16 protein-coding genes are annotated in these 14,093 nt (G+C 62.5%); 6 read left to right on the top strand and 10 right to left on the bottom strand.

The annotated features are described in order from the left end of the window. Nucleotides 1–204 precede the first annotated feature (204 nt). Nucleotides 205–885, bottom strand: coding sequence for a class I SAM-dependent DNA methyltransferase (locus EKM57_RS07055; RefSeq protein WP_206185329.1), 681 nt, complete (start codon nt 883–885; stop codon nt 205–207). 769 nt (nt 886–1,654) lie between these two features. Between EKM57_RS07055 and EKM57_RS07050 the strand changes: the two genes are divergently transcribed. Next, the gene (locus EKM57_RS07050) at nt 1,655–2,026 is read left to right on the top strand and encodes a hypothetical protein (protein WP_129791761.1); all 372 of its coding nucleotides are present in this window, start codon (nt 1,655–1,657) and stop codon (nt 2,024–2,026) included. Nucleotides 2,027–2,069: 43 nt separating this feature from the next. Here EKM57_RS07050 and EKM57_RS22765 read toward each other — a convergent pair whose 3' ends face one another. The 3 genes from EKM57_RS22765 to EKM57_RS07040 all read right to left on the bottom strand — a co-directional run bounded on the left by EKM57_RS22765 (nt 2,070) and on the right by EKM57_RS07040 (nt 4,598). Further along, complete coding sequence (locus EKM57_RS22765) at nt 2,070–2,372, bottom strand: CAP domain-containing protein (RefSeq protein ID WP_371414125.1); 303 nt, start codon at nt 2,370–2,372, stop codon at nt 2,070–2,072. 428 nt (nt 2,373–2,800) lie between these two features. Continuing rightward, entirely contained in the window at nt 2,801–2,971 is a 171-nt protein-coding gene (locus EKM57_RS21795; protein ID WP_165357232.1) for a hypothetical protein, read from the bottom strand. Between the two features lie 325 nt (nt 2,972–3,296). Further along, nucleotides 3,297–4,598: a deoxyguanosinetriphosphate triphosphohydrolase family protein gene (locus tag EKM57_RS07040; RefSeq protein ID WP_129791760.1), complete on the bottom strand. Its 1,302-nt coding sequence runs from the start codon at nt 4,596–4,598 to the stop codon at nt 3,297–3,299. Nucleotides 4,599–5,178: 580 nt separating this feature from the next. Here EKM57_RS07040 and EKM57_RS07035 point away from each other — a divergent pair. Beyond that, nucleotides 5,179–5,670 (top strand): plasmid partitioning protein RepB C-terminal domain-containing protein, encoded by a 492-nt coding sequence (locus EKM57_RS07035; protein WP_129791759.1) that lies wholly within the window; start codon nt 5,179–5,181, stop codon nt 5,668–5,670. A 93-nt stretch (nt 5,671–5,763) separates the two neighbouring features. On the opposite strand, the gene EKM57_RS07030 is transcribed toward EKM57_RS07035, so the two are convergent. After that, nucleotides 5,764–6,366 (bottom strand): hypothetical protein, encoded by a 603-nt coding sequence (locus EKM57_RS07030; protein WP_129791758.1) that lies wholly within the window; start codon nt 6,364–6,366, stop codon nt 5,764–5,766. Nucleotides 6,367–6,373: 7 nt separating this feature from the next. After that, nucleotides 6,374–9,196: a Ti-type conjugative transfer relaxase TraA gene (gene traA, locus EKM57_RS07025; protein WP_129791757.1), complete on the bottom strand. Its 2,823-nt coding sequence runs from the start codon at nt 9,194–9,196 to the stop codon at nt 6,374–6,376. A 172-nt stretch (nt 9,197–9,368) separates the two neighbouring features. On the opposite strand from traA, the gene EKM57_RS07020 reads away from it, so the two are divergent. The 3 genes from EKM57_RS07020 to EKM57_RS07010 all read left to right on the top strand — a co-directional run bounded on the left by EKM57_RS07020 (nt 9,369) and on the right by EKM57_RS07010 (nt 10,552). Further along, a complete protein-coding gene (locus EKM57_RS07020) occupies nt 9,369–9,692 on the top strand; it encodes a conjugal transfer protein TraD (RefSeq protein WP_129791756.1) in 324 nt (107 codons plus the stop codon). A 19-nt stretch (nt 9,693–9,711) separates the two neighbouring features. Next, nucleotides 9,712–9,951, top strand: a complete 240-nt coding sequence (locus EKM57_RS07015) for a conjugal transfer protein TraD (protein WP_243450920.1) — start codon at nt 9,712–9,714, stop codon at nt 9,949–9,951. A gap of 79 nt (nt 9,952–10,030) precedes the next feature. Then, on the top strand, nt 10,031–10,552 hold the full coding sequence (locus EKM57_RS07010) for a MucR family transcriptional regulator (RefSeq protein WP_129791755.1): 522 nt from the start codon (nt 10,031–10,033) through the stop codon (nt 10,550–10,552). A 45-nt stretch (nt 10,553–10,597) separates the two neighbouring features. On the opposite strand, the gene EKM57_RS07005 is transcribed toward EKM57_RS07010, so the two are convergent. The 3 genes from EKM57_RS07005 to EKM57_RS06995 form a co-directional block, all read right to left on the bottom strand. After that, complete coding sequence (locus EKM57_RS07005) at nt 10,598–11,521, bottom strand: HEPN domain-containing protein (RefSeq protein ID WP_129791754.1); 924 nt, start codon at nt 11,519–11,521, stop codon at nt 10,598–10,600. Between the two features lie 74 nt (nt 11,522–11,595). After that, nucleotides 11,596–11,829 (bottom strand): sigma-70 family RNA polymerase sigma factor, encoded by a 234-nt coding sequence (locus EKM57_RS07000; protein ID WP_129791753.1) that lies wholly within the window; start codon nt 11,827–11,829, stop codon nt 11,596–11,598. Continuing rightward, nucleotides 11,826–12,722: an ArdC family protein gene (locus tag EKM57_RS06995; protein WP_129791752.1), complete on the bottom strand. Its 897-nt coding sequence runs from the start codon at nt 12,720–12,722 to the stop codon at nt 11,826–11,828. Before EKM57_RS06995 ends, EKM57_RS07000 begins: the two co-directional genes overlap by 4 nt. Nucleotides 12,723–13,222: 500 nt before the next feature. On the opposite strand from EKM57_RS06995, the gene EKM57_RS06990 reads away from it, so the two are divergent. Then, entirely contained in the window at nt 13,223–13,438 is a 216-nt protein-coding gene (locus EKM57_RS06990) for an AlpA family transcriptional regulator (RefSeq protein ID WP_129791751.1), read from the top strand. Between the two features lie 107 nt (nt 13,439–13,545). Here EKM57_RS06990 and EKM57_RS06985 read toward each other — a convergent pair whose 3' ends face one another. After that, nucleotides 13,546–14,085, bottom strand: a complete 540-nt coding sequence (locus EKM57_RS06985) for a toxin-activating lysine-acyltransferase (RefSeq protein WP_206185328.1) — start codon at nt 14,083–14,085, stop codon at nt 13,546–13,548. Nucleotides 14,086–14,093 lie beyond the last annotated feature (8 nt).

Here is a 14,093-nt window from a genome sequence, read left to right as displayed (position 1 = left end):
CTTCCCCACATTTTCCCCCACACCTCGCGTGAGATTTTTTGAGACTCGCTGCCCTGGCGTGGCCGAGTCGCTCACGTCCGCATTGCGCCATTTTCGGCCGTGCAGCAGAACGGCTGGCGACACCAGAAGCTGCCGCAGGTTGAGGTTCCCGGCCGGGATCGCGTCCGGGCTCAGCTGGCTTGAGTGATGCTTCGGGGGAAGCTCTCACGCACCCGACCGCAGTGCTCCCAAAACAGAGCGCAGGCTTTCTAGGCCCGCCTCGAGGTTCTCGATGATCTCTTCCGCGAGTACGTCGGGCTCCGGCAGATTGTCGAGGTCGGTGAGGCTCTTGTCCTTCAGCCAGAAAAGATCGAGGCTCGCCTTGTCCCGGTCGAGCAATTCCTGGCGGCCGTAGCGCCGCCATCGCCCCTCCGGATTCTCCTCGCTCCAGGTCTCCTTGCGGGCGTGCCGGTTCGCCGGATTGTAGCAGGCGACGAACTCGGCGAGGTCGTCGTAGCGCAGCGGCTTCTTCTTCAGCGTATGGTGCACGTTGGTGCGATAATCGTAATACCAGACGTCGCGCGTCTGCGGATCGGGCGAGGCCACGCGATTGTCGAAGAAGATCACGTTCGCCTTCACGCCCTGGGCGTAGAAAATCCCGGTCGGCAGGCGCAGGATGGTGTGAAGCTCGGTCATCGCCAGGAGCTTGCGCCGGATTGCCTCGCCTGCGCCGCCCTCGAACAGCACATTGTCGGGCACGACGACCGCGGCTCGGCCGGTGGTCTTCAGCATCGTCCGGATGTGCTGGACGAAGTTCAGCTGCTTGTTCGAGGTCGTCGCCCAGAAATCCTGGCGGTTGTAGGTGAGATCGCCCTCGGCCTCGCCTTCGTCGGTGGTGAAGGTCAAGCGCTAGGTCCACGGGTTTGACGGTGCACAGCTAAGACTTGGGGCACGCAGGCTCGGGAGGCAAGCTCGTAACCGCCTGAACCGCGGCCTCAGCCCCATGAAACTGCCGTGGAACGGGAGGCGGAACCAGTACCAGTACGCAGTACTGTACCAGTACCGTCTACAGTCCCAGAGAGCGAGGAGGGGATCAACTATGGCCCCCACGCCCGTCTCGTGAAGCGGCTCATCCAAGTCGAAAGCGAGGGGAACGACTACGCGATCGGCGACCGTGACCTCATCGACAAGGCCTACCCCACGGCACCTTTCGCTGCACAGTTGCCTCTGTGACCGACGGCGATACCTTTCGCTGCCGGGAACAAGGAGCCGACGGGCGACAGATCCGGGTGCGGCTCTCTGGCGTGAACGCGAGGGAGCGGAACGGCTTGTGCAATCGAGGCGCTCCGTGTCCGCCTGCCACCGCACAGACGGCGACGGCCGAACTCCAGGAGTTGGCTTCGAGGCAGACGCTCGTATGTGAAGAGAACGGCAGGACATACAATCGCGTCGCAGCCTTCTGCCGGCGGGATTTCGACGATCTAGACTTATCCTGCGCCATGCTGGCGAGCGGCACGGTGGCGCGCTGGGACCGTTTTTGGGGGGATCACTCCTGTCCCTAGCAGACTACGACCCATCCTCTTCGCGCAGAGTGAGTTCTGGCGCTACGAATCGGGCTTGCAATCTTCTCTATATTCCTAAACTCTGCTTCAGGATTCATGGGAAGGAGATGTCGGTGGGCTTCCTTGGCATGCTACTAGCGGTGGTCGGATCATGCGATGATGATTTCGGAGATTACTCCCCTCAGCATCGAGTAGATTCTGCGACTGCCTTCGTTAGCGCACTTAATAGGCGCGAATTGGAAGCAATCGGACCCTTGATAGATTCAGATGCGGTTTATGTGAGCTCAGACGGCAATCGGAACTTGGCGGACACTCTTAATGAGTTAGATGCATCTAATTCTGACAGTCAATATGAAGTGCTGGGCAACCTTGTCACCGAGGAAACAGTGACGTTGTCTGTCCGTGACCGATCGGATGGAGATCAACAAGTTCTAATATTTGACTTTGGAGGGAAATGTATTTTTGAGTACAACGAGCTTGATTGAATACGAGCGTCGAGTCAATCAACTGCCTTTAGTGCTCAGGGTGCTACCAGGCACCGAACATTTGCACGACGAAGGGCCCTGAGACGGCGATGCCCGTGCTCACGAACTTCTCCTCGACGATGTTCGCGCGGTGCGTCGGTGACGCCTCCCATGCCGCTACCATCTCCTGAACCGTGTCGAAGTGCCGGGCGAAGTTCTCGCCGACCTTGGGGAGGACCGGATAGCCTTCATTCCGGATCCAGGTGACGGGACCTTTGTCCTGGCTGATGTGGGCGAAGTAGCCCTTCTCGATTATGTCGGTGAGCTTGGCTTCGGCCGCGGCATCGAGCCTGGCATCGCGCCTCAGGATCGGGAGGCCGGCATCGAAGCGGACCTTGTTGATCGCGTTGCCGGCGACAGCACCCGGCCGTTCTGGTTCCTCGACCTGTTCTGCGGATGTGGGAGCTTGCTACGAAGGTTGATTGGTTGCACGGATAGGAGCGGCTGGTACCTCCGCAACGGGGACTTGCGGGGCCGCTGGCTGCGGCGGCTCCGTTAGCGGTTCGAATGTGTAGTAAGCCGCGCCCATGGTGAACAGGATCGCCGCCGTGGCGGCGATCATCATCGGCAGTTCGTCTTTTGGCGTCATATGTCAGCAGTCGTTATCTCCTTCATCAAGGCGGCAGGGGCATTGCTGGTCGCGCATGTCGCCCCGGCCGTCATCCATCGGCACCACACCGCTGCCGTCGCAGAGATCGAGCGGGCACGGCTGGCTCATGCTCTCGAGCGGGTTTGTCATACGCTCGCAGATTGCTTTTTGAGGACCTCCCGAACACGCGCCTTCCCTGCCTGGTGCGCCTCCTCCGCACCGGCAAGCAGCTCCTCCTTCGCCCGGTTCACCTTCGCGATCTCCTCCGGGCTGTAGAGGGTGAGGGCGTTCACGATGCTGCGGACCGTGCCGACCACCTCCTTCTCGGCGGCCTCGTATTTGGCGATGCTCTCAGACAGTTCGGCGCGCGTGAACGTGAGATAGAAGAAGTCCAGACCGGTCGGGAAATCGGGGTGATAGAAGACGTAGTAGAGCTTCCTGAGCCGCTTAGATCACCTCTGGCCTGTCCATCATCGATACCATCACGCATAAATTGAGGATGGGGTAGATTCTTCCACCCGGAGTCTATGCACAGGGACAGCAGGCCGCGAATCGCCCATACCAAATGGACACTCCTCTCCCGCCAGCACGGCATCGGAAAGATCGGTTCTAGACGGCAGTAGGAGATACGATGCCAGAGGTTCACCGAACAATTGGATCCAGTACCGAACCTGCCGCCGTCCCGTAGAGGCGAGCGAAGAGCGCCGTGGCTTGGACTTCCGACAGACTGGAGATGCAATCAGCCGCGAAGCGGGCGCGCTCGCCTTCTGCATAGTCCCAAAGGTAGTGCAGACGAGTTGGTAGAAATGGTGGAACACCTAGGTTCTTCTCGACGCCATCAGCGATAGCTTTGAACAACTTCGCGATTATTCGCCTCTGACCATGCTGTTGCGCGAGCAAGGTTGGGCTTGAGATGATGTACTTACGAGTGATCTGCTTCAGTATCAGGACTTCAGCCTCTTCCTCGGCGCCTCTTATTATGGGAGAATCATCGAAATTTCCGCTCAGCCTAGTCGCCTGAACGTACCGGCTGATAAGAGTTGACGTCAGAGACCGAAGGGCAATTCGATGATATCTTGACCCATCATATAGTTCAGTTGTAAGAATATCCCACGCAGCAAAATATTCTCGTAGATTTGTCCATGCGACTCTCAGCCTTTCATAGGCGTCCGCAGGCTTATCATACCACTTGTTTTCAGTTCTTCTAATGAGATCCTCACCGCCATCCTCTGAGAATATTTCTCGCCACGGGATAACACCGGCGCGATGAAAGTCCTCAAGATCGTGAACTGAGTATGCGATATCGTCTGCCCAATCCATCAGCGCAGCTTCTGCTGTCTGCTTCTCGTGTGAGTGGTACTTGCGCGCGAACTCGAAACTGAGCTGCTCGCTCCCGTAGGCAGCCCATTTTTTTGACTTGCCCGGCTCGGTGGGGTTCCTCAACCATGGGTATTTGAGCACGGCGGCCATTGTGGCCCGCGTGAGATCGAGCCCAGGATACTCATCGTATCGCACGCCAATTTTCGTGATGATTCGGAACGACTGAGCATTGCCCTCAAAGCCCTCGTCTACCCCGTGATTCCGCACGAGCTCGTCCAAGGTATACTCGCCGATATGGCCGAACGGCGGATGCCCGAGATCGTGGGCCAAACAGGCCGCTTCCACAACTTCGGCGTCGATGCCCCATGTGTTTGCGAGAGCCTCCTGCGCGGTGGCGCAATGCTGCGCCAGACGGCGGCCAAGCTGGGCGACTTTTAAGGTGTGCTGCTGACGGGTATGAAAATAGTCCGCTTCACCTGCTCGGACGATCTGGGTTACCCCAGAGAGCCGGTGAAAGGCCGATGAATAAAGAATCCTGTCGCGGTCTCGCTCGAACTCTCTACGCTGGTCAGCGGCGCCGACGTTATGTTCGCGCTCCGCCCGCGCTGCTAGATTCCAAGCCAAACAGCCCCCTGAATATGTCCTTCCTCAGCCGTCAGGCGGCTGCGGTCGTGCGCCTCTCAGCCAGCTGGAGACGAAGGCCTGAACCAAGCTGAATTTTTCCCCGATCCAGGCACCGCTGGATAGCGCGCTGCGAGTCACGGCTGTTGTAGCCGGCCTCCATCAGACCCTCTACGAGAGCGCGAGCTGTCGGTCGATCCATTCTGCTCAACACTGCGCAGACCGCGCCATCAGAGGGGATTTCATGTTGGCTCATCGCAACACCCCATTTGGTTACTGACCTAAAATCCTCAGCAGCGAAGCGCCGCCGTTCTCCGCTTTGCATAGCGGAGATTATATGAACGTGCGGTATAGACGGCGGTTCAACGGTTCGGACGGAAGCGAATATCCCTTCCTTGGCTCAATCGCTTCGATTGCTTCATGAATCAATATGATTGCTGCGTCAAGATTCGCGTTGGTTGGAGCCCATCGGATGCGCCAAGATTCGCGTTGGTTGGAGCCCATCGGATGCGTTGAGATTCCCGTGGGGCCGGCTATCGGAGTCATGTGACGTAGTGAGCCGCGGCCGCGCGCCGTCCTTGCATTGGCGGAGCGCCACGTCCCCATCCGAAACCCTCGACGCCTGCTCGAGGGCATATGCCCGGAGGTGGCGGAGCTGCTCCGAGACAAGCATGTCGCGATCAACACTTTCCGCGAGCTGCGTCGGCTTCGCCCGGAGCGTCAGGTTGAAGCGGCTCAGCTAATGGTGGCGATGAACCGGTATACCATTGGCTATGCAAGGTCGCTGGTGGCGCCGACACCTGAAGATCTCCTGACGAGGCCAAAGAAGTCTAAGGCGCAAAAAGGGCTGAGTGCAGAGCAGATCGCGTTGATGGAGGAGGAGTCCGCTAAGCTCCAACGGCATTTCAAACTCATCGAAAAGGATTACGGAGCGGACCATCTCGATCTGGTCCTTGCCCCCGGCTACGTGGCGAGACTCCTGGCGAATGCCCGGGTCGTCGGCTACCTAGCTCAGTGTCACCCGGAGATCTTGGCCGAGTTCCAGAAGGCTCGAGAGATACAAAAGGCGGCGTGAAGATTCCAGTCATAGGAACCATGGGCCCTGCGAAAATCGACGGTATAGACCTGATTGGCCCGTCCCGCGCTAGTGAATGACGGCTTCCAGGTCTCAGCGATCTCCCTTCCGCCCGTCATGGACGCCGTACCGCCCGTCTGCTTTTTCTGCCGCCTCAATCATCCTTTGTGTCGCGGCTGCGAGTTCCACGCCCATCATCCTCGCCGCCATCCACTCGGGCGCATGCCAACTCTCCGGCAGCGATCGGACAACGGCGCCCGGCAGGATCGACCATAGCAATATCCCTGCGAGCACTCCGCCGACCGCGATCCACCGCTCCCGGCGAACCCGCCCCTCCACTGCCTGCCCCCGCTCAATCATCCCGTCGATCCGGCCGAGGGAGTTGGCCAGGGCATCACGCGCCTCTCCGAAAATCCGCCGGTCCTCCACCTGCGCAGCCTGAGCGGCGGCACTGATCTCCTTCGCGAACTCCACCGGAGACAGCGACAGTGCTCTGCTCGCCTCGATCTGACTAAGCCGAGCGTCGATAGCGGCAAGAGCTTGCGCCATGCTCCCCAGTGTGAGGCTGTAGTCCGGCGTCTTCTCCCGAGCCGCGGTGAGCCCCTCCACCGCCCTGTGCAGCAAGCTGATCTCGCCTCGCAGACGCTCGAACGCTTCGGCGGGGTCGGTGTCGGAGAAGTCGTCTTTGGCCATCATCGGGAGCCTACATCCCTATCCCGAGCGAACGCGAGCGGCTGAGCCATTCCTGGAGGTCATGGGACAGTGAACCGCCCCCGGAGGCTCCGATCCCGAGTTCTTTGCGCCGGTTTCGGACCAGCGACTCGAGCTGCGGATCCCGCTGGAGGCTCCGGCTCATCTCCGCCAACTCCTCCTTCACGCTATACGCACGATCATAGTCGCCGGAGCGCCCCAGCCGATCCATGCGGCGCGCTCGCGCCTTCCATTGGGTCACAAACCTCTCGGCTCTGTCTGCTGTGTCGATCCTGAGCTTGCGCTCCATCGCCATTGCCCGAATGGCTCTCGCCGGCTGCCCACGGGCAGCCTCGTCGATCAGAGACAGATCCTTGTTCATCGCCGTCCGCAGGTCATGCGCGCCCTGCGGCTGGAGGGCCTCGAGTTCATCGCGCGCCCTGGCGAGCGCGAGCTGCTGATGCGGCAAAGGTTGGTAGCCCTGCCGACGCATGTGGACGACGTCCTGGACGGCACGCCCGTAGCGCTCGACCGCCCGCCCAAGCGGATCGGGTAGCGCCCGTTCAATGCTGGGCGACGCCCGCAGCTTGAGACCCGCGAACGCACTGCGCTGCTTCGATGCAGGCTCAGGCGCCCTATCCGGTTCGGGCGCATAGTCCGAAGCCATATCCTTGCCGCGCTCGCGCCTGAGCGTGCAGACGAGGCGGGAGCGGTCGGCGAAGTCGTCCTCCCCGTAATGCAGGTCCACTCGCCGACGGTGGCGGGACAAAGCGACATAGGCCGCATGCCGGTCGAGCCCTGGCGTCGCCAGCACGTGGACCCTGTCCACCGTCATGCCCTGCGCCTTGTGGATCGTCGCAGCGTAGCCGTGATCCAGGTCGGCATAGTCCTTGTGATCGAACATGACGGAGCGGCCGTCGTCGAGCAGAACCTGCATCTGCATCGCATCGACCCTGCGCACGGAACCGAGCGAGCCATTCTTCACGCCCAGACTTCGCTCATTGCGCAGGAACATGATCCGATCGCCGGAGGCGAACGCGCGCTCGCCGCGGCTGACCTTCAGCCCCACCTCTTCGCCCAACTCGCCGGCGCCCCGCATGGTGACGCGCGCCGCCTCGTTGAGCGCCCGCACATCCTCGTTGGTGTGGGCGAGGATAATGCGGCTGTCGCCCGGGGCCATCTCTCGGTCGCGCTCCCACTTTTCGATCAGCCGCTCGCGTGCCTCATCCCGTGTGGCGGCGGCGTGGACATGCCCAGCCTCATGATAGGCGGTTAGCGCTTTGGCCGTCCGGCCGGTCGCCAGCTGGCGCGTCGCATCGCGCTGCCATTCTTCTTCCTGCCGGCGGATCGCAGTGATCTCGACCGCTCCGTGGCGCTCCGCAATCGATCGGAACGCGGCGCCCGCTTCGATCGCCTGCAGCTGCTCGACATCGCCGACGAGCACGACCTTAGACTGGCGCTTGCGGGCTTCGGCGATCACCCGCTCCATCTGGCGCGTGCCGATCATCCCGGCCTCGTCGATCACGAGTACGTGGCGATTGGTCAGAAGTTCGCTTCCTTGCGCCCATTGATGTTCGAGACTCGCCAGCGTGCGCGACGCGATCCCTGAGCCGTGCTCGAGATTCTCGGCCGCGATGCCGGACAGGGCCGCGCCCTGGACGTGATAGCCGGCCTGCTCCCACGCCTCCCGGGCAACACCAAGCATCGCGCTCTTGCCGCTTCCGGCATAGCCGATGACGTTGCTGAGCCCTCGCCCGTTCGTGACATGCTCAAATGCGCCGCGCTGATCGGACGAGAGCGTCATGCCCCGAGCCTCGGCGCGCGCGAGTGCGCGTTGCCGATCGCGCTCAGCGACGCCATGGCGTTGCCCGGCTTCGAGCCGAACCGTCGCCTGCTCGAGCCGCTTCTCGGCCTCGATCATGGTGCGGCTGGTGAAGCGGTCATTCCCGCGCCCGTCCCGACCGAGTCTGACCAGCTCGGGCGAGCCGCGAACGGCGGCCATCACCTTATCGAACTGCTCCTTCCCGTCGCTGTGGCGATGCACGAACATGGCGAGGTCGCGGGTGGTGAAAGTCGCCTGTCCATGCGTGATCGCATCCAGCGCCACGGCGGGATTGGCGAGGATGCGCTCGCCGTTCCGGCGGGCGATCTCCAGATGCTCGTCGAGCCGCTCGCTCTCCAGCCCCTGCCCCACCACGCGGGAAGCGGCGGGTCCGATCTTGTTCTGCGGCTCGAGGTCTATCCCTTGCGCTTCCAATGACCGGTGATCGATCCGCGCGTCGATATCGAGCTCGGCGAGGCGCTGGTTGACGTGCGCGGCCCAGGCTTCGCGCCAGTGCTGAAGAAGCGCCGTCCGGTTCCAGTCGCGAACCTTCGCGCCGAACCCGTCCTCCCCCACCTCACGCATCGACAGCATCACGTGGGCGTGCGGCCTGGGTTGGCCGTCGGCTCCGACATCCCAATGCACATTGAGGTCGGCGACCATGCCGAGTCCGACGAACTCGCGTGTCACGAAGTCACGGGCAAGCGCTACCCCCATTTCTGGGACTAGCTCGCGCGGAATCGCGAACTCGATCTCGCGCGCGAGCTGTGCGTCGATTCGCTTCTCCGCCGCCTCGACGGCGTTCCAGAGCCGCTCGCGGTCCCGAAGATGCTCGGAAGCCCCCTCCGGCAGCATCACCTCGGAATAGATGACGCCGGCCTTGTTCGAGAAGTCGTGGTGCCGGTCCAGGCGCTGGTCGTGCAGGCGCGACGCCGAACGGTACGCGGCAGCGGCCAGCGCGCTGGATCCATTGGCGCGGGAGATGACTTTCGCGGAAAAGTGGTAGATCGCCATGAGCGACATACCACTTACACTTCAGAAGCGACGTCGGCACGACGTATAAGCGCGCCCTCGAAAATATTCATCTTTCTCGGGACGCGCTCGTCCCAGCAGGTTCCACGATATTTACGCTAATCGACACAGGCGATAACTGGAATGCCCTCATCGCACAACTGAGGGCCATTCCATGCGTAAACCTCGTGACTATAATTCGGAGCTGAAGGCGCTCCAGGACAAAGCGGTGCAGCTTACGGCACGCAAGGTCCAGCAGCTTGGCGAGCTGGTGATCGCGACCGGCGCTGACGCGCTGCCGGTCGAATTGCTCGCTGGCGCACTGCTCACCGCGACCGACACGTCCGACTTGGTGACAAAGGAGGAATGGCGCACTCGTGGCGCTGCCTTCTTTCAGAAGTCGCGCCGCAGCGCTGGGCAAGGCGATCGCCGCCAATCGGCAGGCACTTCGACGAACCGCAGCGGCGCGGGCACGGCTTCAGAACAAGCGAGCACGTGATGACAAAAGAGAATGGGTCGTGAAGCGTCGCGAGCGAACGCGACGGCTCATCGAGCTCGGCGGACTCGTCGTCAAAGCCGGCCTGGTCGAGCTCACGCAAGATGATCGCGCAGCGATCTACGGTGCGCTGGTTGCGATTGCGGCGACGCTCAGAAGCGAAAAGGGTGAGCATGCGCTAATGATGTGGCGCCGGCGTGGAAAGCGCGCATTCGATCAAGCAAAGGTTGAGCAATCGCGCGTGCGGAATACCACAGGTTAGACAGCTCCAAGTTTTGCGCTATGCCACTCCGGCTGAGTCCCCAGCGTAAAGCCCCTTCCCCACAAAGATTGGAGTTTCGATGGCCGAGCAACAACAGCCACAACAAGAATTGAACGCGGTCGAACTCGCCACCGAGCTGACCATCGCCTGGCTGGGAAATCAGAACAACCGGGTGCAGGCCGACGAAGTGCCGCAGTTTCTGAAAACCATGCACGCAACGGTGACGGCGCTGGCGAACGGATCTTCTGGAGACGGTGCGGCGAGCAGCGCGTCCGAGCCCGCGCAGCAGTTCACGCCGGCAGTGTCGGTGCGCAAATCGCTTGCCTCGAAGGATCACATCATCTCGATGATCGATGGCAAGCCGTACAAGACGCTGCGCCGTCATCTTTCCACCCATGGCCTGACGCCCGAGCAGTATCGCGAGCGCTACAATCTCAAGTCCGATTATCCGATGGTTGCTGCAAGTTATTCCGAAGTGCGGCGCAATATGGCCAAGAAGATCGGCCTGGGACAGATGGGCCGTAATGCCAAGGCGGAAGCTGCCGTGGCGGCGCCAGCAAAGCCCGCCCGCGCGCCGCGCCGGCGGGCCGCCAAGTCCTGATCATGTGAGCGCCGCGCGACTTGGGTCGCGCGGCGCGAACGTCGTTCAGGCAGCGACCTTCGCCTCGAGCTGGGCAATGCGCTCCGAACAGATCGCGTGCACAACGCGTCCCAGCTCCTCGACCTGCTCCCCGAGCCAGGTCAGCTCTTCTGCGGTGATACGGTAGTGCTTCGAGTAGCGCGCCTTCACGTAAGCGTCCTTCAACTTCTCGAACATCGCGCGATCGCGTCGCGTATCCGACGGCCAGACGTAGACAAGCCGCCGGTCGATCCGTTCGGCCTGGGTGCGCAGGAAAGCCAGGTTATGCACATGCGGCGTATAGAAGGTGCAGACCAAAAGGACGCAGTGGTAGAGGCTTTCCGTCGCTTGGTGCATCAGGAAAGCGGCATCCTTTAGATAGCCACGGTTCACAGCTTCCTGCGCAAGTTCAAACTTGCGCAGCCCGCTCGGCATCCACTCCTCGAAATACTCCTTCGCCATCGCCAGCGCCTGGGCGGGCGACTTTGGCTTGGGCTCATGCAACTCGCTGTCGTCGCTCTGGTAGAGGGCGATCCCCTCCTTGGCGACGTCCATGAAGAAGTAGCGGCCATGGGCGAGGCCGTCATTCACCTCCTGGAGGGTGTGGACGATGAAGTTGACCGGCGTGCGCAGCGTCTTGGTGATGCTGAGCTCCCGGATCAGCCGCTCCTCGGCCTTCGCCCAATATTCCACCCGGTCGGTGAGGCGCTTGTCGTTGACGATGATCAACAGGTCATAATCCGACTGATAGCCCTTGGCGGTGTGCGGCTCGTCGACCCAGGTGCCCCGCGCATAGGACCCGTAAAGAATGATCTTGAGGATGCGCCCCTTCTTCTTCCACTCCTGCGTGGCGAGCGAAGTCGCCTCTCCGAACTCCTCGAACAGGATCTGCACCACGCGCTCGAGCTCGCGCTGCTTGGCCGGCGGGAGATGATCAAGATCGGTGCGCATGTCCGTTCATTCCTAGCCATGACAAGCGTCCAAGCACAGCCTCGCCGGACCCATGCCCTGCGAGGCCGAAATGCTCAGCGCCAGAATCGCCACCAGGGCCGCTCCCATCGCTCCATGCGCCTGATTAGCGCATGGAGAGCGTCGGCGAGGTGCCGCTCGACGGATTCGGGTGAGATACCCAGCCGCTCGGCTATCTCGGCATAGGACAATCCCTCGGCCGCGCTCATCATGAACACATTGCGGGTGCGCTCGTCCAGCATGGCCAAGGCGCGCTCGAGCCGGCGCAGGTCTATCGTCTCCCGGCTCATGACCGCGCCTCCTCGTCGATAAAGCCGAGCAGATAGTCGGCCGCCTTGCTCGCCAGGCTCGCGGCGCGGAAGATCGCCCGCTCATCCTCCTTCAGCACCTTGAGCCAAGCGCCGATATAGTCGGTGTGGCGCACGGTCGGGTGGATGGAGAGCGAGGCACAGACGAACGCGCACGCCAATTCCGCGACCAGCTCCTCGCGGGCATAAGGCGAGGTCCCGAAGCTCCCCGACATGTCGCGTGCCAGCCGGCTGGGATGGCCAGTCCAATGGCCGAGCTCGTGAAGGGCGGTGCGATACCAGTTGATCGGCTCGAAATAGGCTTCGGGCGGCGGCACCTGGATGAAATCGCCGAGCCGCGCATAGAAAGCGGAGTCGCCACCGATCCGCAAATCGGCGCCCGTGGCCGCAATCAGCGCGTCGGCATCGGGAATGGCCTCGCGCTCGCCGCGGGGCGCCGGAACCTTCGTCAGCTTCTCCGGCAGACCCTCGCACTGGTCGACGTTGAACACGGTGAAGCGCTTGAGGAAAGCGATCTGCCGCGCCTCCCGTTCCTCAGAGTTGGCCCGCTCCTCCTCGTCCTTGGGCGTGAACCGGTCGGCATAGCAGACGCTCGTTCCCTTCTCGCCCTTGCGGACGCTGCCGCCAGCAGTCTGCGCCTGCCGGTAGGTGAGCCAGCGATGGGAGGAATAGCCGCCCTCGATCCCGGCTGCCCACAAGATCAACACGTTGATCCCCGAATAGCCCCGCCCCGTCACCGCATTGCGCGGCATCGAGCATCCGCATCGGACGCTGTCCCAGGGCTGCACCCAAGGGACCCCGCCCGCCTCCAGCTCGGCGATGATCCGTGCCGTAATCTGGGAATAGAGGCTCTGACGTTCTTTGCGCTGCTGCATGGTCCTTCTCCCTTCAAACCACCGCACCCGGCGCCGGAATGGCGGGGTGGGCGGCAGGAGCGGACCGGCAAGGCCGGCGGCATAAGGCGGGCGGCACCCGAAGGGCCGCAGCGAAGTGGAGGACCCCGGCGCAGCCGGGGTTGCGGCCCGCCGCCGCGGGCCAAAAGGGAAGCGACGCGCACCCCGCCCTTCCCACGTGCCGGAGGCACGATGCCGCCGCGCCAAATCAGCGCGGCGACCGCTTGCCGGAGCTTGAGCTCCGACCCCGCGTCAGCCGATCGTCACCCCGGATGGGCCGAGACGCCCAAAGGCGGCTCGGCGGAGCGAGGCGGCGTAGAGCGCGGTCGCGCCGCAGGCGCGAGACGCCAGGGGCCTGCGACCTTTGCTTATCTGACGCACGAAGGCGCAGCTGGCGGCACCCTGATCGGCCGCCCCTTGCGGCCATGAAAGCCACGCCCAAGGCTGATCCCGCAATTCACCACCCTTTGCCGGAGCGTGCCGTGTCGACCGAAGCACCCGACCGCATCCTCAGGATCCATACCGTGCTGGAGCGCACCGGGCTCAGCCGATCGACGCTCTACCGGAAGATCCAGCAAGGGACGTTTCCAAGGCAGATCGCCATCAGCACCCGCTGCGCAGGTTGGCGCGAATCAGCGGTCGCGGATTGGATGCGAAATCCCATGTTCTACGGTGTCGACGATCATGCGCCGAAGTGATGCCATTGCGCCAAGGCGGGCGCAGTGCGGCACATCACGCTTCCGCAGAGCTGAACGTCCGGCGAGGCGCGACACAACGCCGGCGTTCGACTCCGGCAGGGCAGCCTTCAGGTAGGCCCAGCTCCGCCGGCCGCCGCTTCGATCGCCTCGCGCAGCTTCTCGCCCGCATCGGCTTCGACCGTCCGGACGGCGCGCTCGCCCGTGCTCGGATCGGTGTGATGGAACTTGAAAGCCTGCCCCTTCAACGGACCCGATATCAGGTCGGCCAGCATGATCTCGCGCTGCTTGTTCGCGGCATCGGCGAACGGGGCAATGAGATCGACGAGCCAGATCGTGTCGCCTGATTGCCATTCTTCAAGCGTGAGCCGGTTCTCCGGCTCGATCATGCCGCGATCGAGCTTCGCTTCGGCCTCAGGTCCGCATTTCGCCCACAGCGCCAGGCCCACCGGCTTGTCGCCATCGCGGAAGATGTAGAATTGCCTGTGGATCAGGGCGGGCATGACCAGCCATTCCAGATCACCGATCTGCAGCGCCTTGTGCAGCGGCGACTGGGTGAGAAGCCAGGTGATCTCGCCCAGCAGGTGGCTGATCGTCACCGGAGACGCGGAAGGGCTGCCCGGGCCGCCCGAGCCGTTCGATTGTTCCAAGATGCTTC

Origin of the sequence: Sphingosinicella sp. CPCC 101087 (genome assembly GCF_004151485.1) — a bacterium.
In the GTDB taxonomy this organism is placed as follows: domain Bacteria; phylum Pseudomonadota; class Alphaproteobacteria; order Sphingomonadales; family Sphingomonadaceae; genus Allosphingosinicella.
This window is presented reverse-complemented; position numbering and strand designations above follow the sequence as displayed.